The organism is Paraburkholderia sp. BL6669N2 (assembly GCF_003387275.1).
Classification (GTDB): domain Bacteria; phylum Pseudomonadota; class Gammaproteobacteria; order Burkholderiales; family Burkholderiaceae; genus Paraburkholderia.
Map to the genome: position 1 here is coordinate 4,010,698 of NZ_QUNA01000002.1, position 18,012 is coordinate 4,028,709.

Annotated in this window: 17 protein-coding genes; 16 read left to right on the forward strand and 1 reads right to left on the reverse strand. The window is 63.9% G+C overall.

Annotation, left to right across the window (positions count from 1 at the left end; genetic code table 11):
• The first annotated feature begins 349 nt into the window (after nt 1–349).
• From B0G80_RS40630 to B0G80_RS40680, 11 genes are all read left to right on the forward strand, one after another.
• The gene (locus B0G80_RS40630) at nt 350–1,951 is read left to right on the forward strand and encodes a 6-hydroxynicotinate reductase (protein ID WP_116123931.1); all 1,602 of its coding nucleotides are present in this window, start codon (nt 350–352) and stop codon (nt 1,949–1,951) included.
• A gap of 64 nt (nt 1,952–2,015) precedes the next feature.
• Nucleotides 2,016–2,954: a UPF0280 family protein gene (locus B0G80_RS40635; RefSeq protein ID WP_116123180.1), complete on the forward strand. Its 939-nt coding sequence runs from the start codon at nt 2,016–2,018 to the stop codon at nt 2,952–2,954.
• Nucleotides 2,930–3,520 (forward strand): amino acid synthesis family protein, encoded by a 591-nt coding sequence (locus B0G80_RS40640; protein WP_012426218.1) that lies wholly within the window; start codon nt 2,930–2,932, stop codon nt 3,518–3,520. The genes B0G80_RS40635 and B0G80_RS40640 overlap by 25 nt, the downstream gene beginning before the upstream one ends.
• A gap of 45 nt (nt 3,521–3,565) precedes the next feature.
• Complete coding sequence (locus tag B0G80_RS40645) at nt 3,566–4,150, forward strand: amino acid synthesis family protein (RefSeq protein WP_116123181.1); 585 nt, start codon at nt 3,566–3,568, stop codon at nt 4,148–4,150.
• A 174-nt stretch (nt 4,151–4,324) separates the two neighbouring features.
• A complete protein-coding gene (locus tag B0G80_RS40650; RefSeq protein WP_116123182.1) occupies nt 4,325–6,265 on the forward strand; it encodes an ABC transporter permease in 1,941 nt (646 codons plus the stop codon).
• Nucleotides 6,262–7,071: an ABC transporter ATP-binding protein gene (locus B0G80_RS40655; protein WP_116123183.1), complete on the forward strand. Its 810-nt coding sequence runs from the start codon at nt 6,262–6,264 to the stop codon at nt 7,069–7,071. The genes B0G80_RS40650 and B0G80_RS40655 overlap by 4 nt, the downstream gene beginning before the upstream one ends.
• Nucleotides 7,068–7,781 carry an ABC transporter ATP-binding protein gene (locus tag B0G80_RS40660; RefSeq protein WP_116123184.1) on the forward strand — a complete coding sequence of 238 codons (714 nt, stop codon included), beginning with the start codon at nt 7,068–7,070 and terminating at the stop codon, nt 7,779–7,781. The genes B0G80_RS40655 and B0G80_RS40660 overlap by 4 nt, the downstream gene beginning before the upstream one ends.
• A gap of 78 nt (nt 7,782–7,859) precedes the next feature.
• Nucleotides 7,860–9,059, forward strand: coding sequence for an amidohydrolase family protein (locus tag B0G80_RS40665; protein ID WP_116123185.1), 1,200 nt, complete (start codon nt 7,860–7,862; stop codon nt 9,057–9,059).
• A gap of 31 nt (nt 9,060–9,090) precedes the next feature.
• Nucleotides 9,091–9,609, forward strand: coding sequence for a (2Fe-2S)-binding protein (locus tag B0G80_RS40670; protein WP_116123186.1), 519 nt, complete (start codon nt 9,091–9,093; stop codon nt 9,607–9,609).
• The gene (locus B0G80_RS40675; protein WP_116123187.1) at nt 9,606–13,214 is read left to right on the forward strand and encodes a molybdopterin cofactor-binding domain-containing protein; all 3,609 of its coding nucleotides are present in this window, start codon (nt 9,606–9,608) and stop codon (nt 13,212–13,214) included. Before B0G80_RS40670 ends, B0G80_RS40675 begins: the two co-directional genes overlap by 4 nt.
• A 73-nt stretch (nt 13,215–13,287) precedes the next feature.
• On the forward strand, nt 13,288–14,496 hold the full coding sequence (locus B0G80_RS40680) for an ABC transporter substrate-binding protein (RefSeq protein WP_116123188.1): 1,209 nt from the start codon (nt 13,288–13,290) through the stop codon (nt 14,494–14,496).
• Nucleotides 14,497–14,607: 111 nt separating this feature from the next.
• On the opposite strand, the gene B0G80_RS40685 is transcribed toward B0G80_RS40680, so the two are convergent.
• Nucleotides 14,608–14,859 (reverse strand): hypothetical protein, encoded by a 252-nt coding sequence (locus tag B0G80_RS40685; protein ID WP_007178046.1) that lies wholly within the window; start codon nt 14,857–14,859, stop codon nt 14,608–14,610.
• A gap of 151 nt (nt 14,860–15,010) precedes the next feature.
• On the opposite strand from B0G80_RS40685, the gene B0G80_RS40690 reads away from it, so the two are divergent.
• The 5 genes from B0G80_RS40690 to B0G80_RS40710 all read left to right on the forward strand — a co-directional run bounded on the left by B0G80_RS40690 (nt 15,011) and on the right by B0G80_RS40710 (nt 17,775).
• Nucleotides 15,011–15,592: an RNA polymerase sigma factor gene (locus tag B0G80_RS40690; RefSeq protein ID WP_181920169.1), complete on the forward strand. Its 582-nt coding sequence runs from the start codon at nt 15,011–15,013 to the stop codon at nt 15,590–15,592.
• 12 nt (nt 15,593–15,604) lie between these two features.
• Nucleotides 15,605–15,913, forward strand: coding sequence for a hypothetical protein (locus B0G80_RS40695; RefSeq protein ID WP_106276900.1), 309 nt, complete (start codon nt 15,605–15,607; stop codon nt 15,911–15,913).
• A 2-nt stretch (nt 15,914–15,915) separates the two neighbouring features.
• The gene (locus B0G80_RS40700) at nt 15,916–16,212 is read left to right on the forward strand and encodes a 4Fe-4S dicluster domain-containing protein (RefSeq protein WP_116123189.1); all 297 of its coding nucleotides are present in this window, start codon (nt 15,916–15,918) and stop codon (nt 16,210–16,212) included.
• Nucleotides 16,213–16,314: 102 nt separating this feature from the next.
• Nucleotides 16,315–17,031, forward strand: a complete 717-nt coding sequence (locus B0G80_RS40705) for an O-methyltransferase (RefSeq protein WP_116123190.1) — start codon at nt 16,315–16,317, stop codon at nt 17,029–17,031.
• A 225-nt stretch (nt 17,032–17,256) separates the two neighbouring features.
• A complete protein-coding gene (locus B0G80_RS40710; RefSeq protein WP_116123191.1) occupies nt 17,257–17,775 on the forward strand; it encodes a DUF6496 domain-containing protein in 519 nt (172 codons plus the stop codon).
• Nucleotides 17,776–18,012: the final 237 nt, after the last annotated feature.

An 18,012-nucleotide genomic window follows, 5' to 3' on the forward strand; every position in this document is an offset into this window, starting at 1 on the left:
CGGCATGCGCCGCGGCCGGCCAGGCGGGAGCACGCCTTCATCATACAGCCCGCACGGACTGCTGCGGCATGCGCTGCGCGATCATTCACTACGGCGTAGATTCAAGCTTGACGAGCTATCAACAAAGCGGCTATGTCGCATTGCACCAATCACGCGCACGCCTGTAAACACGTTGCGCAGACTAAATTGATCGAGTAGATTTCTAACGAGTTTGGTGTAGCGGATACTACACGAACGGTGAGTGACCGCAACATGGAAATCGGCGGATCACGCGAAAGTGCCTGCAAACAGGCACTATTCGTCAGCCGGAGCGGGACCGATTGTAATGTCGTCGCATGGGAACCCCACCATGACAGAACATACGAAGGTCGATTTCGGTGCGGACAGCGTCGACGGCGAAACCGCCTCGACGCCGGGTCCGACCGTGCTCGAGAAGGCCGCGCCGCGCAGCGAGCGCATGGCGTCGAACAAGATCGAATGCAATGCCTGCCCGGTGCTGTGTCAGATTTCCGAAGGACGCACCGGCGCGTGCGATCGTTATGCGAATGCGGACGGGCGGCTGATTCGCGTCGATCCGGTGGTGTTTTTGTCGCGCGCGTCTTCATCTTCAACGTCAGAAGCGAATGCCGCGATCGAATTTGGTACGTCTTCTGAAGTGCGCGATCGTACCGCTGCGGAACAGGCGTTGTTCGTGACCGGCGTCGGCGCGTCCTCCACTTATCCCGACTACAAACCCGCGCCTTTTATCGTTGCCTCGAAGCTCGACGACGTCGACATGATCACGGTCGTCACGGAAGGCATTTTCAGCTATTGCAGTTTCAAGGTGAAGATCGACACCGACCGCTTCCTCGGGCCGGAGCAATCGAACGTGCGATGCCACGGCGAGATTGTCGGCCATGTGACGACGGCGGAATACGGCTCGCAGATGCTGAGTCTCGGCGGCGTGCATCATCTGACCGGCGGCAGCAAGAAGGAAGGCCGCGTGACGTGCGACATGATGCTCGCGCTCGGCAACAAGGAAGCAGTGGAGTTGAGCATCGACGGCGGCGCGAGTCTCGTGATTCGCGCGGGCGCGGCGCCGATCGTCGACGGCGTCGAGGAACAGCGCATGCGCGTCGGCTGCGGCTCGGCCACCATTGGCATCTTCGCGAAGCAATGGTTCGGTCACGCCGACGAAGTGGTGGTCGTCGACGACCACATCACCGGCGTGCTCACCGAACATCAGGCCGGGCGTTGTCTCGGCATGACACGCTCAGGTGTGAAGATTCGCGGACGCAAGTCGACACCCGGCCGCTATTTTCAGGTGGCGAACCCGGGCACGGGCTGGGGCGGCACGGACATTCAGGACCCGCTCGCGATTGTCGAGGGCTTCGACCCCGCCGTCGCCAAACCCGGTATGCGCTTATTGATGGTGTCGACCACCGGCGAACACGCGCAGTGGTACGAACTGGATCACAACCTCGTACCGCGCGTCGCGGCGATGCCGGATACGGTGCGCCGCACGGTCGAGCGGATCGGCGAGAACTGCGAGCCGTCGCTTGCCACCGTGCTGTTTCTCGGCGGCGCGGGCGGCAGTCTGCGAGCGGGCGCCACGGAGAATCCCGTGCTGCTTACGCGTGCGATCAAACAGAAGCTGGTCAACGTGACCTGCGGCGGCGCGCCGGCTTATGTGTGGCCGGGCGGCGGGATCACCGTGATGGTCGATGTCGCGCGCATGCCGGACCATTCGTTCGGCACGGTGCCGACGCCCGCGATCGTCGCGCCGATCGAATTCACCATGACGTACGACGCGTATCGCGATCTCGGCGGCCATCTCGATGCGGTGCGTTCGTTGGAGAGCGTGCTCGCCAACGGGCCGGAACATACGGAAGGCGCGCCGCTCGCGCGCCGCACGCTGGCGCGCAATCCCGACAACCCGTGGCCGCCCGCCATGCCGCCGATGCTCGGCTGACCACGCGGACAGCGCTAACGCAGCCAACGCAAAAACCAACGCAAAAACCAACGCAACGGACACGATGAACCCCACCCGCACCCGACTCGATGCGACCCGCTGGCACTGGCAGCATGGGCCGATCGATCTGATCCTCAGCGCGGACGGCACGCCCTCGGCGGTGCAGGCCGCGTATGAGGCGTGCTGGGCGCGCTTTGTCGACGTGCTGCCAGAACTGGTGGGTGAACTGAAGCGGCTCAAGCAGCCTGTTCCCCCGCCGGCCGCATTGAACGATACCGCACTGCAAGGCCCGGTTGCCCGCCGTATGTGGTCGGCCTGCCATCCTCACCGCGCGCGCTACATCACGCCGATGGCGGCCGTCGCGGGCAGTGTTGCCGATGAGCTGATCACCGCATTCGCACGCGAAGGCGTCTCGCGCGCCTTCGTCAACAATGGCGGCGACATCGCGTTGTATCTGACCGAAGGGCAGCAATACCGCGTCGGCGTGTTCGCGGACCTGGCGTCGTTTTCAGCCGTGCGGCTGCCGCTTGATCACGCGCTCGACGCCAATCTGACGCTCGACGCCGGCATGGCCGTTCGCGGCATCGCGACGAGCGGCTGGCGTGGCCGCAGCTTCAGCCTCGGTATCGCCGACAGCGTCACGGTGCTGGCGCGCAACGCCGCCGCCGCCGACGCCGCCGCAACCGTTGTCGCCAACGCGGTCAATCTGGAACATGAGGGTATTCTGCGGCGTCCGGCTTCGTCGTTGAAAGACGACAGCGACCTGGGCGATATGCTCGTCACTGTCGACGTGCCGTCCTTGCCGCAACCGCTGATTGATCTCGCGCTGGCACGTGGTGTCGAAACTGCGCGGCGTCTGCTCGACCAAGGCTTGATCGAAGGCGCCGCGCTTTTCCTGCAAGGGCGGGTGCGCGTCGCCGGCATTCATGACGCAAGCGGTCTGCTCTCGCAGAACGCGCAAACTAAAACGGAGGCTCCGTGTTCGAAATACGTCGCGTGCTGACGCACGTCGAAGATATCTTCCACGAGTTCGGCCCCGCGCCCGCGCAGCCGCTTAGGCGTGGCGCGATTGCCGCGGTGATGACGAACCCGTTCGCCGGCCGTTACGAAGCGAAAATCGAGCACGCGATGGAAGCGCTCAAGCCGATCGGTTTCGATATGGCACAACGGCTGCTGGCGGCGATGGCGGTGCCGCATGCGTCGATCGAGAGTTACGGCAAGGGCGCGATTGTCGGCGCACGCGGCGAACTCGAGCATGGCGCGTTGTGGCATGTTCCCGGCGGCTATGCGATGCGTGAGTTGCTGGAGAAAAACGGCGTGCCCACCAACGCCATCGTGCCGTCGACGAAGAAAGTCGGCGCGCCGTCCACCGCGCTCGACGTGCCGCTCACGCACGTCAACGCGAGCTACGTGCGCAGCCATTTCGATGCGATCGAAGTGCGCGTGCCCGGCGCGCCCGCCGCGGACGAGCTGGTGTACATCCTCGTGATGAGCACCGGGCAGCGCGTGCATGCGCGCGTCGGCGGGCTCGCGAAAGAGGCGATCGTGGGCAAGGACGGTTTGCGCTGAAGCATTGAAACGAAGCAGAGCAGGCATCGAAACTCGGAGAGCGAAATGGCAATCAAGCTTCGCAAGCTGGTCGTGCAAGTGGATGAAACACGCATTGAGATGGGTCAGGCGGTCGAGCCGCCGGCACGCCGCGCGGTTGCGATTGCGGTGATCGATAATCCCTACGCCGGCCGTTATGAAGCCAAACTCGACGCGCTGATCGAAGCCGGCGAAGAGTTGGGCGCGTTGCTCGGCAACAAGTGCGTTCAAGCGCTGGGCATCGCGCCGGGCGAGGCGCAAAGCTATGGCAAGGCCGCCATAGTCGGCGAGGCGGGCGAACTGGAACACGCGGCGGCGATTCTGCATCCCAGGCTCGGCGCGCCACTGCGGGTCGCAGTCGAAAAGGGCGCGGCGCTGGTGCCGTCGGCGAAAAAGATGGGTACGCTCGGCACCGCGATCGACGTGCCGCTCGGCCATAAAGACGCCGCCTTCGTGCGCAGCCATTTCGATGCGATCGAAGCGCGCGTATCGGACGCGCCGCGTGCGAACGAAATCGTCGTGGCCGTCGCGGTGACGGCCTCGGGGCGGCCGCTGCCGCGCATCGGCGGCTTGCAGGTGAGCGAGATCAAAGGCGAAGACGGTTTGCGCTGAGGCGTTTGCATTCGGCGTTTTCGCCGGCGCCCGAAGGGATTTTCATCGGGGGTATTGTATTGTCCTGCCGTTGACGCGTGCGCGCATGGTGCCGCACGCGCTGCAATGTCTGCCGGTCGTGTCGAATGCGCCTAAGCCGCGCCTTCGCTGTTCGGCAAGCTGCCAAGGGTCGCGATGCTTTCGAATTTGCTGGTACAGCTGGTCAACGGACTCGCCGACGCGTCGACGCTGTTTCTTGTCGCCGCCGGTTTGTCATTGATCTTCGGTGTGACGCGCATTGTCAACTTTGCGCACGGCTCGTTCTATATGTTCGGCATCTATGTCGCGTACAGCATCGCGAGCCGCTTCGGACATACGACGGGCGGCTTCTGGTTGTCGGTGCTGGCGGCGGCGCTGGTGGTCGCCGTGCTGGGCGCGCTGGTCGAGATGGTGGTTCTGCGGCGCATCTATCAGGCGCCCGAGCTGTTTCATCTGCTCGCCACGTTTGCGCTGGTGCTGATCTTTCGCGATGCCGCGCTATGGCTGTGGGGTCCGGAAGACCTGTTCGGACCGCGTGCGCCGCATCTGGCGGGCGCGGTCGATTTCCTCGGCCATCCGTTGCCGACCTACGATATCGCGTTGATCGTGATCGGGCCGGTGGTATTGCTGCTGCTCTGGTATGCGCTGACGCGCACGCGCTGGGGCACGCTGGTGCGCGCCGCGACGCAGGATCGTGAGATGCTCGGCGCGCTCGGGATCAATCAGGCGTGGCTGTTTACCGGCGTGTTTTTTGTCGGTGCGTTTCTCGCGGGATTGGGCGGCGCGTTGCAAGGGCCGCGCATGTCGGCGAATCTGTCACTGGATCTGGAGACGATCGGCAATGCGTTTGTCGTGGTGGTGGTCGGCGGGATGGGGTCGATTCCGGGGGCGTTCATCGCCGCGCTGATCATCGCGGAGATCAAGGCGCTGTGCATCGGCATGGGTCACGTGACGATCCTCGGTGTCGGGTTGTCGTTGAGCCGCTTTACCTTGGTGGCTGAATTCGTCGTGATGGCCGTCGTACTGGTGGTGCGTCCGTGGGGTTTGCTCGGCCGCGCGAGCGCTGCGGTGCGTGGCATGGCGGCGCCGGAAACCCCTTTGCGTCCGGCGGGCAAGCGCCTCAAGTGGCTGGCCGCGATGGCGTTGCTGGTGCTCGTGCTTGCGCCGTTGGCGGCCAACTCGTTTCCGTATATGCCGGTGCTGCTGGTCGAGATACTGATCGCCGTGCTGTTCGCCACGAGCTTGCACTTCATCATGGGACCGGGCGGCATGCACTCGTTCGGCCATGCGGCGTACTTCGGCCTGGGCGCATACGGCGCCGCGCTGTTCCTCAAGGTACTGAATCTGCCGATGGAAGCCGCCTTGCTGCTCGGCCCGCTTTTGGCGGTAGCCGGCGCGCTGGTGTTCGGCTGGTTCTGCGTGCGCCTGTCCGGCGTGTATCTCGCGATGCTGACGTTGGCGTTCGCGCAGATCGTCTGGTCGGTCGTGTTCCAGTGGGACGACGTGACGGGCGGCAGCAACGGCATTCTCGGCTTGTGGCCGTCGAACTGGTTGTCCTCGCCAGTGGCCTTTTACTACGTGACGCTCGTCTGCGGCGTGGTCGGCGTATGGCTGTTGCGCAAGATGCTGTTCTCGCCGTTGGGTTACGCGATGCGCGCGTCACGTGATTCGGTGCTGCGCGCCGAAGCGATCGGCATCGACGCGAAGCGCGTGCAGTGGGCCGCGTTCGTGATCGCGTCGCTGTTCTGCGGGCTTGCCGGATCGTTGTATGCCTTCTCCAAGGGCACGATTTCGCCGGAAGTGATCAGCGTGAGCCGTTCCGTGGACGGCCTCGTGATGGTGCTGCTCGGCGGCTTGCAGACGCTCACCGGGCCGATCGTGGGCGCGGCCGTGTTCACGTGGCTGCAAGACACGGTCGCGCGCCAGACCGATTATTGGCAGGCGTTGCTAGGCTTCGCGATCCTGCTGCTGGTGATCGCGTTTCCGCAGGGGATCGTCGGCTTCATTCGCGAGCGCTTCGGCGACGACAGCGCCGATCAGGCGGAAAAGAGCGCTCTCTCGCCTTCCCAACGCGCCGCGATCAAGGAGGGGCTATGAGCTTGCTGCGTGTCGCCGGTCTCTCCAAATCGTTCGGCGGCCTCAAGGCGGTCGACGATGTCTCATTCGATCTCGAAGCGGGCCAGTTGCTCGCCTTGCTCGGTCCGAACGGCGCGGGCAAGTCGACCTGTTTCAACATGGTCAACGGGCAGTTGCCGCCTTCATCGGGTTCGATCCGTCTCGACGGTCAGGAACTGGTCGGCATGCGTCCACGCGACATCTGGCGTCTTGGCGTGGGCCGTACCTTTCAGATCGCCGCGACCTTCAATTCCATGACCGTGATCGAGAACGTGCAGATGGCGCTGGTCTCGCGCGAACGCAAAACCTTCGGGCTATGGAAACCCGCCGGCTCGCGCTACGCCGACGAAGCCCTCGCGCTGCTCGACCAGGTGGGCATGGCCGCGGACGCGAACCGCGCTTGCGGCGTGCTCGCTTATGGCGATGTGAAGCGCGTCGAACTCGCGATCGCGCTGGCCAATCGTCCGAGGCTGCTGCTGATGGACGAACCGACCGCCGGCATGGCGCCGAAGGAGCGCAACGAACTGATGGCGCTGACCAAACGCCTCGTCACCGAACACAAGATCGGCGTGCTGTTTACCGAGCACAGCATGGACGTCGTATTCGCCTACGCCGATCGGCTGATCGTGCTCGCGCGCGGCAAGCTGATCGCCGAGGGCGACGCCGACACGATCCGCAACGACCCGCGCGTGCAGGAAGTCTATTTCGGCACCGGTAAGACCTTCCAGCCGCACGCGCCATTGCATGAAGCGGCTGGTGGCCAACAGGGACAAGGAGCGCTGCAATGAGCGAGCCGATGCTGAAAGTCTCCGGCCTCAACGCGTTTTATGGCCGCGCGCATATTCTGTTCGACGTGGGTCTTGAAGTTGGGCGCGGCGAAGTCGTCGCGCTGATGGGCCGCAACGGCGCGGGCAAATCCACCACGATGAAAGCGGTGATGGGTTTGCTGCCACGCCGTCAGGGCGAAGTGAGTTTTCGCGGACAGAACATCACGGCGCTGCCGCCGTACAAGATCGCTCGCATGGGCATGGGCTTCGTGCCCGAGGACCGGCGCGTGTTCGCGGATCTGACCGTGATGGAAAACCTCGCCACCGGCCGCCAGCCGCCGCGTGACGGCGCACCGCAATGGACGCCGGAAAAGCTGTTCCGCCTCTTTCCCAACCTCGGCGAAATGCCGCAACGTCCGGGCGGGCAGATGAGCGGCGGCGAACAGCAGATGCTCACCGTGTCGCGCACGCTGATGGGCAATCCGTATCTGGTGCTGCTCGACGAACCGTCCGAAGGCGTGGCGCCCGTGATTGTCGAACAGATGGCCAACATGATTCTCGAACTCAAGCGCGAAGGGCTGTCGATTCTGTTGTCCGAACAGAACCTGCACTTCGCCGAGCTGGTTAGCGACCGCGCCTATGTGCTCGAAAAAGGGCAGATCCGTTTTAGCGGCACGATCGGCGAACTCGCACAAAACGAAACAGTGAGGCGCGCTTATCTGAGCGTGTGATTCCTTCCATCGGCGCGCGCGAAGTGCACGCTGTGGCACTTCGTGGGCGCCGGGCAGTCGTTGCGAAAGGAGAGGCAGATGGCAGCAGAAACGTTGACAGGCTTGTCGGGCAAGGTCGCGGTAACGAACATCGGGCTGCTGTTATCCGGCGACATCGATCAGCCGATTCTCGACGCCGACACGCTCGTGATCGACGACGGCTTGATCGTCGAAGTCGGCCGGGAAAAGGACTGCAATCTCGAAGGCGCGCGCACGACGGTCGATTGCAAAGGCACGACGGTCGCGCCCGGCCTGATCGACTCGCATGTGCATCCCGTGTTCGGCGACTGGACGCCGCGCCAGAATCAGATGGGCTGGATCGAATCGAATCTGAACGGCGGCGTCACCACGATGATTTCTGCCGGCGAAGTGCATTTGCCCGGCCGCCCGAAAGACGTGATCGGCGTGAAAGCGCTCGCGATTACCGCGCAACGTTCGTTCGAAGGCATGCGCGGCGCGGGCGTCGGCGGCGGCGTGAAGGTCATTGCGGGCGCGCCGGTGATCGAGAAGGGCATGGTCGAAGAGGACTTCAAGGAGCTTTCGGAAGCGGGCGTGAAACTGCTCGGCGAAGTCGGCCTCGGCAGCGTGAAAGGCGGCGAGGAAGCCGCGCAGATGGTCGCGTGGGCGCGCAAGTACGGCATTCAGAGCACGATCCATACAGGCGGCCCGTCGATTCCCGGCTCGGGTCTGATCGATCGCGATGTGGTGCTCGCCGCCGATGCGGACGTGATCGGCCACATCAACGGCGGGCATACCTCGCTCTCGTACCGGCATGTTTGCGATCTGTGCGAGCAGTCGAGCCGCGCGCTGGAGATCGTCCACAACGGCAACGAACGGATCGCCTTGCTGACCGCGCGTCATGCGATTGAATTGAAGTGCCCGCACCGGATCATTCTCGGCACCGATAGTCCCGCGGGTTCCGGCGTGCAGCCGCTCGGCATCTTGCGCATGATCGCGCTGATTTCCAGTCTCGCCGATGTGCCCGCCGAAATCGCCTTCTGCTTCGCGACGGGCAACACCGCGCGTCAACGTAACCTGCGCCAGGGGCTGATCGAAGTGGGCCGCCCCGCGGACCTCGTGTTCATGGACCGCGCGCAACACACGGCGGCCGACACGCTGCTCGAAAGCGTGCAGCTCGGCGATATTCCCGGCGTGGGCATGGTGATGATCGACGGGCTGATCCGCTGCCGGCGCAGCCGCAATACGCCGCCGGCTACCGAAGTGCCGGTGGTGCTGTGAGTACGTGTTGCATCGCCACGCCGGCACAATCATGAACCGTCCCGCGCCTCTTCTGCTGCATGTGAACGGCGCGATGCATCTCGTCAGCGCCGACGCCGACACGCCGCTGCTCTATCTGCTGCGTAACGACCTCGCGCTGAACGGTCCGAAATTCGGCTGCGGACTCGGCGAATGCGGTGCGTGCACTGTGTTGCTCGACGGCATGCCGACGCGCGCGTGCGTCACGACCGCGAAGGTCGCCCTGGGCCGCGAAATCACCACGCTAGAAGGACTGGGCACGCGCGCCGCATTGCATCCGGTGCAGCAGGCGTTTATCGAAGAACAGGCCGCGCAATGCGGCTATTGCCTGAACGGCATGATCATGACGGCCAAGGCGCTGCTCGATCGCGACCCGCACCCGAGCGTTGAGACGATCCGGCGCGAGTTGTCGCGCAATCTGTGCCGCTGCGGCACGCATGTCGAGATCGTGCGCGCGGTGCGACGCGCCGCTGAATTGCTTGCCGCGCAACCGGCTGCGCAATCCGCGGTGCACGAAGGAGAGCGCGCATGACCGGGCCGGATTTCAGCGTGGATCGACGCGCCGCGCCATCGTCCCGGCAACAGCTTTACGATGCGCAGAGCGTGCTGATCGTCACGCGTGCGCCGCAAGCGCCGGTCAAGCCGGCGATCGGTCAGCCGGGCTCGCGTTCGTCGTTCGTGCCGACTGAGGCGGATATGTTCCTCGTGGTGCGTGACGACGGCAGCGTAGTCGCGTTCAACGGTCACGTCGATTTGGGCACGGGCATCGGCACGGCGCTCGCGCAGATCGTCGCGGAAGAACTGGATGTGCCGTTGACGCGCGTGTCGATCGTGCTCGGCCATACGCGTGAAGCACCGAATCAGGGGCCGACGATTGCCAGCGCGACGATTCAGATTTCGGCGGTGCCATTGAGGCACGCTGCGGCGCAAGCGCGGCAATTTTTGCTAAAGGAAGCGGCGGCGCGCTTCAATGTGGGCGTCGAGCAACTCGATGTGCGTGATGGCACCGTTTATCAACGTGACGGCAGCGCGTCTGCGAAGGGCATTGGCTACGGCGAGCTGATCAGCGGAAAACGCGTCGAATTGCAGCTCGCCACCGATGCGCCGTTGAAGTCGCCGGACACGTACAAGATCGTCGGCAAGAGCGCGCCGCGCGTCGACATTCCCGCGAAGGCGACCGGCGAGTTGAGTTTCGTGCATGACGTGCGCGTGCCCGGCATGTTGCATGGACGCGTGGTGCGGCCGCCGTATGCCGGAGTCGCGCAAGGCGACTTCATGGGCAATAGTCTGCTGCGGGTGGATGAAGACTCCATTAGCGAATTGCCCGGCATCGTCAAGGTGGTGGTGATTCGCGATTTCGTCGGCATCGTGGCTGAGCGCGAGGAAGTCGCGCAGCAGGCCGTGAAGCGGCTTCGCGTGCAATGGAAAGCGGTCGCAGGGTTGCCGTCGCTCGAAACCAGCGAGGAAGTGGAAGCGGCGTTGCGCGCGAACCCCGCCGCAAGACGCGATCTGGTGATCGAAGGCGATGTGGACGCGGCGCTCGCACAAGACTCCGCTCGCACGCTGGAACGCACCTACGTATGGCCGTTTCAGATGCATGCGTCGATCGGACCGTCATGCGCGGTGGCCGACTATCGCGAGGGCGCGCTGAAGGTCTGGTCGGGTACGCAGAACCCGCATTCGCTGCGCGCCGATCTCGCTTTGCTGATGGGTATGGACGAAGCGCACATCGAAATCGTGCGAATGGAGGCTGCGGGCTGCTACGGCCGCAATTGCGCGGACGATGTCGCCGCCGATGCCGCATTGCTTTCGCGTGCCACCGGCAGTCCGGTGCGCGTGCAACTCTCGCGTGAAGACGAGCACGCGTGGGAACCGAAAGGCGCCGCGCAATTGATGGACGTGCGCGGCGCGCTGAATGCCGAGGGCGAACTGGCGGCGTACGACTTTGCGACGCGCTATCCGTCCAACGACGCGCCGACGTTGGCATTGCTGTTGACCGGCACGATCTCCGCGCAGCCGCAGGTGTTCGAAATGGGCGACCGCACGGCGGTGCCGCCGTACGACTACCGCACCATGCGCATTGTTTGCGACGACACGCCGCCGATCGTGCGGGCGTCGTGGTTGCGCGGCGTATCTGCGTTGCCGAACACGTTCGCGCACGAGTCCTTCATCGACGAACTCGCGGCGGAAGCGGGTGTCGATCCAGTCGAGTTTCGTCTGAAGCATCTGACCGATCCGCGCGCGATTGACCTGGTCAAAGCCGTGGCGGAAAAGGCCGGCTGGGAGCCGCGTAATACGGAGCGCAAAGAAGAAGACGACATCGCGCGCGGACGCGGCATCGCTTATGCCCGCTACGTGCACAGCAGATTTCCCGGCTTCGGCGCGGCATGGTCCGCTTGGGTAGCCGACGTCGAAGTCAATCGCAAGAGTGGCGAACTTGCGGTGACGCGCGTGGTGGTCGGCCAGGATACCGGCACGATGGTGAATCCCGACGGCGTGCGTCATCAGATACACGGCAACGTGATCCAGGCAACCAGCCGTGCGGTGAAAGAGCGCGTGACGTTCGGCGAGAACGCGGTAACGAGTCAGGAGTGGGGCGCGTATCCGATCCTGACTTTCCGCGAAGTACCCGTGATCGATGTGGTGATGATGCCGCGTCACGGCGAGCCGCCAATGGGCGCCGGCGAATCCGCGTCGCTGCCCGGTGCGGCCGCGATTGCCAATGCGCTTTTCGATGCCACGGGCGTGCGTTTTCGGCGGCCGCCATTCACGCCGGAAACGATCCGCGCCGCGCTCGCCGATGCGCAAGCCGAGGACAAGGCGGCGCGTAAAAAGAAGCGCTGGCGGCTGGGTTTTCTAGGCACTTTCGCGGCAGGCGCGGTGGGTTGGCTCGGCGCGTTGTCGCTCGCGCCGCACGCTATCGCGCCGATCACGCCGCCGCTCGCGAGCGCGCTTGCGCCGGATCTCGTGGCGCGCGGCAAGCTGCTGGCATCGCTCGGCAATTGCGCGGTTTGCCATACCGCGCACAATGGCGTGCCGAACGCCGGCGGCAAACCGCTCGATACGCCGTTCGGCACCGTGTACAGCACCAACATCACGCCGGACGGTCAGACCGGCATCGGCAACTGGTCGCTCGAAGCCTTCGTGCGGGCGATGCGCCAAGGCATCAGCCGCGATGGCCATCGCCTCTATCCGGCCTTTCCATACACATCGTTTCAGAACACGTCCGACGACGATCTGAAAGCGCTCTACGCCTACCTGATGGCGCAAACGCCAGTGCGCTCGCGTCCGCCGGAAACGAAGCTGGCGTATCCGTTCAGCGTGCGTCCGCTGATGGCCGTCTGGAACGCTTTGTTTCTCGGACGCACGACGTTCACGGCCAGCGCGACGCAAAGCGCGCAATGGAATCGCGGCGCGTATCTGGTGAACGGGCTCGGCCATTGCAGAGCATGCCACACGCCGCGCAATGCGTTTGGCGCCGAAAAAACCGGCACGGCATTCATGGGCGGCGGCATGGCGGACGGCTGGGAAGGGCCGGCGTTGTCGACGCTCTCGAACGCGCCCGTGCCGTGGAGCGAGGGCGAACTCTTCAGCTATCTGCGCAACGGGCACGCGCCGCTGCACGGTGTCGCGGCGGGGCCGATGGCGCCGGTCGTCGGCGATCTGGCGGCGCTGCCCGACAGCGATATCCGCGCGATGGCCACGTATCTCGCGTCGCTCAATCCGTTGGAACCCAATGCCGATCCGGCTGCGGTGGCGCGTCAGTACGAACAGGCCAGCGCGATTTCCGGTGCGCCCGCTGGACTCGGCGCGCGACTCTTCGACGGTGCGTGCGCCGCCTGTCATCACACGGGCAGCGGGCCGCAACTGTTCGGCGCGCATCCTTCGCTGGCGCTTAACACGAATCTGCACAGCGCGACGCCCGATAATCTGATTCGCGTGATTCTCGACGGCATCGGCTCGCCTGCACGGCCTGAACTCGGTACGATGCCGGCTTACCGCGACAGTTTCAACGACGCCCAGGTTGCCGAACTCGTGTCTTACCTGCGTCGGCAATTCGCCGGTGGCAAGCCGGCATGGCAGGACGTCACGGCGAGCGTCGCCCGGATTCGCGCGACGCCGCCGAGAGCCGACTGAAGCGCGAACTGCTTTCGAAACACCCGATAACAACGACCGCATTCCCGCAATCCTTTTGATAACGGAGAAACGCATGACCACGCGCGCAGGATGGATCTCTCGCCTCATGGTGCCCACGGTGCTGTCGCTCGCCGCGTTGAGCGCGAGCGCACAGCAGACCATCAAGATCGGCGAGATCAACAGCTACAAGGCGCAGCCCGCCTTTCTCGGGCCTTACAAGAACGGCTGGAATCTCGCGCTCGACCAGGTGAACGCCGCGGGCGGCGTGCTCGGCAAACAGCTCGAAGTGGTGTCGCGCGACGACAACGCGAATCCGGGTGACTCGATTCGCGTCGCGCAGGAGTTGATTGCGCGTGAACAGGTGCAGTTGCTGTTTGGCGGCTTTCTGTCTAACACCGGCCTCGCGCTGACGGACTTCGCGAAGCAGAAGAAGATTTTCTTCCTCGCCGCTGAACCGTTGACCGACAAGATCGTCTGGGCCGACGGCAACAAATATACATACCGTCTGCGGCCGTCCACGTATATGCAGGTGGCAATGCTGGTGCCCGAAGCGGCCAAGCTGAAGAAGAAACGTTGGGCGCTCGTGTATCCGAACTACGAGTACGGGCAATCGGCGGTGGCGACCTTCAAGAAGCTGCTGACGGCGGCGCAGCCCGACGTGCAGTTCGTCGCCGAGCAGGCCACGCCGCTTGGCAACGTCGATGCGGGCGCGGTGACGCAGGCAATCGCCGACGCCAAACCGGACGCGATCTTCAACGTGCTGTTCGGCGCCGACCTCGGCAAGTTCGTGCGTGAGGGCAATACGCGCGGGCTCTTCAAGGATCGCAGCGTGGTCTCGCTGCTGACGGGCGAGCCGGACTATCTCGACCCGCTAGGCGCTGAAGCGCCGACCGGCTGGATCGTCACGGGCTACCCGTGGTATTCGATCGATACGGCAGCCAACAAGAAGTTCGTCGATGCGTATCAGGCCAAGTATCACGACTATCCGCGCCTTGGCTCAGTGGTCGGTTATTCGGCGCTGATGTCGATTGCCGCGGGCATCAAGAAGGCGGGGTCGGTCGATCCGGACAAGCTTGCTGCCGCCTTCAAGGGCTTAGGCGTGGATACGCCGTTCGGGCCGATCACTTATCGCGCTCAGGACAATCAGTCGACCATGGGCGCATATGTGGGCGTGACGGGTTTGAAGGACGGCAAGGGCGTGATGACCTCGTACCGGTATATCGACGGCGCGAGCGTGCAGCCGTCGGATGCCGAAGTCAAGAAGCTGCGGCCTGCCGAGTAAGGTATCGATGCCTGCGGCGCACGGCGTCGCAGGCATGTAGAGCAATGAATACCGTGTCGCCGCGCGGCGATCCACGGTGACCCGCCGCAGCGCGCGGCGGTGAGCGGAGAACTACTCCTCCGCGTCGTGCTCGATCACGAATCGTTTCAGATAAGCCAGCACGGCGGCTTCGACCGCGCGATGATCCGCGGTGCTTTTGGAGCCCGCATTTTCCTCGTCGCCGAACAGGGTGGACGGCGCATTGTGCACATCCACTTCCTGGCCTTCGCGAAAGACGCGAATCTCATGAACGTCTTCGGCGTACTCGGCGATCCAGTGCACGCCCTCGATATGCGCGCCGGCGCGTACGGTAGGTATCTTCATGGACGTCTCCCGTCGGGCCGGACCACACGCCGACCCTTACCAGCACCATACGCCGTCCGGATGAACGGCGCGAGTCCTGTTGCACGGTTGTCCGAGGAAAGATTTTTCGCGCCCGCCACAATATTCGCGCGCCTGAAACGTCTTCAGGCTCATGGAACCGCTACCCACTTCGCAGACGATGACCGAACGAGACACCGACATCACCGCGACCGTGGTGCGTGAGCGCACGAGGCTCGTCAATTTTATCCGGCGTCGAATACGCGACCCGGACGATGCCGAGGACATCCTTCAGGATGTGTTCCACGAATTCGTGCAGGCGTATCGGCTTCCCGCTCCGATCGAACAGGCGAGCGCGTGGCTGTTCCGGGCGGCGCGCAATCGCATTGTCGATCGTTTTCGCAAGAAGAAAGAGCAGCCGCTGGCAGATCTGTCCGCGGCTGGGGACGACCCCGACGGTGAGTATCGCCTCGACCTCGACCTGCCGGCGCACGACGCGGGCCCCGAAGCCCTCTATGCGCGCGCGCTCTTGCTCAAGGCCTTGCAGGATGCGCTCGATGAATTGCCGGCGAATCAACGTGAGGTATTTGTCGCGCACGAACTGGAGGGCCGGTCCTTCAAGGACATGGTGGCGGAAAGCGGCGTCACGCTCAATACGTTACTCGCGCGCAAACGCTACGCGGTCTTGCATTTGCGCGCCCGGCTGCAGGCCATTTATGACGAACTGGGTATCTAAAGGAGTTGACGGATGAATTTTCGAATCAGATGTGCGGGTAAGGCACTGCTTGTGGTGGTCGCTATCGGCGTGCTTGGCTGGGTGGTCATGACGCTATGGAATTGGGTGATTCCGGCGCTATTCGTCGGCGCTCGTGCTATCGACTTCGCCCATGCGTTGGGCTTGCTGGTGTTGAGCCGCATCCTGTTCGGCGGATTCCGCGGACACGGCGGCTGGCGCGAACGGCGTCGCTGGCGCAAATGGGAAGCGATGACGCCCGAAGAGCGCGAGCATTTCCGGACGGCATGGCGATCGGGTCGCGCCGGGCGCACGGGAGATTGAACATGCGCGAGCAATCACCGGACGAGTGCAAACAGACGCCGGGCGTGATTGCGCCGGTTGTCGACCTGACGCGTTGTGAGGGAAAGGGCGATTGCATGGAGGTCTGCCCCGAGAATGTGTTCGAGATCCGGCGTATCGACGAGGCCGACTATCGCAGCCTCGATTTGATGCATCGGCTCAAGCTGCGCGTGCATGGAATGAAAGTCGCCTACACGCCCAACGCGCTCGCCTGCCGGTCATGCGGTCTTTGCGTGACGGCGTGCCCCGAACGCGCGATCAAGCTGGCCAGAACGGCGTAGCACCACACGTTTTAGCTGATGGCGGAAAGACAGTGCCTGCCTGAGGCAGCGGTCTGTCGTTGGTTGCGTCGTCAGCGTTTTCGGTCTCGTCAAGGAGCGCACATGCCTTCATCAACCACAGGTCTTTTGCAACGGCTTCATGAACAGAGCCAGACAGAAGTCATAGCCCGCGCACGGGCGCAGTTTCAGGGATCGAGCCAGGAGTTTCAGGACCTTGCGGAAGAATACGACATGCTCGCGCCGCGACTGCGTGGACGGTTTCTCGAAACGCTCGGGCTCTCCAGCGAGGACTTCGAATCTTCGCAAGGCACGCCGCTATCTCTCGCGGTGTCGGCGGAAACGGGAAGGTTTTTGCGCAACATGGTGCTTTCGCACAAACCGGCCCGAATCCTCGAACTCGGCAGCTCCTGCGGTGTGTCCACGCTGTATTTCGCCGAGGCGCTTCGCACGCTAGGCAGTGGCATGGTTGTGGCGACCGAACTCGACGCTGTTAAATGCGCATATCTTCGGGATCACGTCAGAACAGCGGGCGTGGATGCGTATGTCGAACTGCGGGAGGGTGATGTATTCCAGACCATTTCCGAACTGGACGGCACGTTCGACATGGTGTTCATCGACGTATGGGCCAGCACCTACCTCGAACTGTTCAAGCAGATTGAACGGCTGCTGCGTCCCGGATCTATCGTTTTCGCCGACAACATGTACACAGCCGAAGACGCCGTTCGGCCATACAAGCACTACCTTGACAGCAATCCGCGCTTCTCGACCACGACGCTGGACTTTGAATCAGGGGTCGAGTTTACGGTTGTTGTCTCCTAGGCTCGCGAAGAGCCGGGGCACCGTACTCATCAAAAGCCGCTAGGACAGGCGCTTCCGTCACGTGATCCACCGGGATTGCAGGCGGAAAACTTGACGAAATGTTGCCGGCCTTTGTCGAAGCCGGCCGGTTCCAAAAGGCGTTTTTTCAGCACGATTCTCCTGCCAGACGCCACGCGGCACACGTGTTGCTGCATGACACAGGCCATAGCCAACTGGAGAACCGTCATGCCTGAAAAGAAAACGATCGAGCGTGCTAAGTCCGACAAACGCGCCGGCAAAGCATCGAGCACTCAAGCAGGTGAATTCGTCAAGGAACAGGTCGACAAGGTGCGGGCCGGCAAGCACGGCGTCAGGTCCGCCAAGCAGGCGATTGCGATCGGCCTCTCGGAAGCGCGCCGCGCCGGCGTCGCTGTGAAATCGCCGAAGAAGGGCACGGCTAGCGAGGCCACGCGGAAGAAGGCCGCCACCGATAACGCCGCAGGCCAGCACAAGAGCACGACGAAGAAGAGCACGGAGTCGACTGCGAAGCGCTCGCGCGCCGCTACCGATGCATTGAAGCGGGAAGGTACGGCCGGCGCATCTCGCACAGCGCTGTCGAAGCAGACCAGGACTGCGGCAGCCAAACGCCCGGCGGCCAGCCGTTCGGCCGCGGCAAAGAAGGCCGCCGCGACGAAGGGGGCTGCGGGACGGTCGGCGGCTGCGAAGAAGGCGGCTCATACGCGGGCTTCGCGTACGCATCATTGAGTCGTGCCGCAGGCGCGCGCGGCGCGGCGGTGGTCAGCTTGGTTGAGCTACGTCGGCAGGTTGCCGCTCGCCAGCCGTTTCTCGCCGCGCCCGGCGGCTGCAGCGCTGCGTTCGCGCTGCAATGGCGCGCGACGGCGGCCAGCCTCGCTGAGCTAAGCCGGCGGGTCGTCGTTCGCGCGCCGCGTCCGGTGGTGACCGCGCTACTGCGCTACGTTGCACGATGTTGCCACCGTCGGC

Bases quoted from the DNA above. Each gene is read 5' to 3' on its own strand.
- B0G80_RS40705 (WP_116123190.1), top strand. From the start codon at position 16,315: ATGCCTTCATCAACCACAGGTCTTTTGCAACGGCTTCATGAACAGAGC.
- B0G80_RS40665 (WP_116123185.1), top strand. From the start codon at position 7,860: ATGGCAGCAGAAACGTTGACAGGCTTGTCGGGCAAGGTCGCGGTAACG.
- B0G80_RS40690 (WP_181920169.1), top strand. From the start codon at position 15,011: ATGGAACCGCTACCCACTTCGCAGACGATGACCGAACGAGACACCGAC.
- B0G80_RS40670 (WP_116123186.1), top strand. From the start codon at position 9,091: ATGAACCGTCCCGCGCCTCTTCTGCTGCATGTGAACGGCGCGATGCAT.
- B0G80_RS40680 (WP_116123188.1), top strand. From the start codon at position 13,288: ATGACCACGCGCGCAGGATGGATCTCTCGCCTCATGGTGCCCACGGTG.
- B0G80_RS40710 (WP_116123191.1), top strand. From the start codon at position 17,257: ATGCCTGAAAAGAAAACGATCGAGCGTGCTAAGTCCGACAAACGCGCC.
- B0G80_RS40645 (WP_116123181.1), top strand. From the start codon at position 3,566: ATGGCAATCAAGCTTCGCAAGCTGGTCGTGCAAGTGGATGAAACACGC.
- B0G80_RS40635 (WP_116123180.1), top strand. From the start codon at position 2,016: ATGAACCCCACCCGCACCCGACTCGATGCGACCCGCTGGCACTGGCAG.
- B0G80_RS40695 (WP_106276900.1), top strand. From the start codon at position 15,605: ATGAATTTTCGAATCAGATGTGCGGGTAAGGCACTGCTTGTGGTGGTC.
- B0G80_RS40685 (WP_007178046.1), bottom strand. From the start codon at position 14,859: ATGAAGATACCTACCGTACGCGCCGGCGCGCATATCGAGGGCGTGCAC.
- B0G80_RS40650 (WP_116123182.1), top strand. From the start codon at position 4,325: ATGCTTTCGAATTTGCTGGTACAGCTGGTCAACGGACTCGCCGACGCG.
- B0G80_RS40655 (WP_116123183.1), top strand. From the start codon at position 6,262: ATGAGCTTGCTGCGTGTCGCCGGTCTCTCCAAATCGTTCGGCGGCCTC.
- B0G80_RS40660 (WP_116123184.1), top strand. From the start codon at position 7,068: ATGAGCGAGCCGATGCTGAAAGTCTCCGGCCTCAACGCGTTTTATGGC.
- B0G80_RS40630 (WP_116123931.1), top strand. From the start codon at position 350: ATGACAGAACATACGAAGGTCGATTTCGGTGCGGACAGCGTCGACGGC.
- B0G80_RS40700 (WP_116123189.1), top strand. From the start codon at position 15,916: ATGCGCGAGCAATCACCGGACGAGTGCAAACAGACGCCGGGCGTGATT.
- B0G80_RS40675 (WP_116123187.1), top strand. From the start codon at position 9,606: ATGACCGGGCCGGATTTCAGCGTGGATCGACGCGCCGCGCCATCGTCC.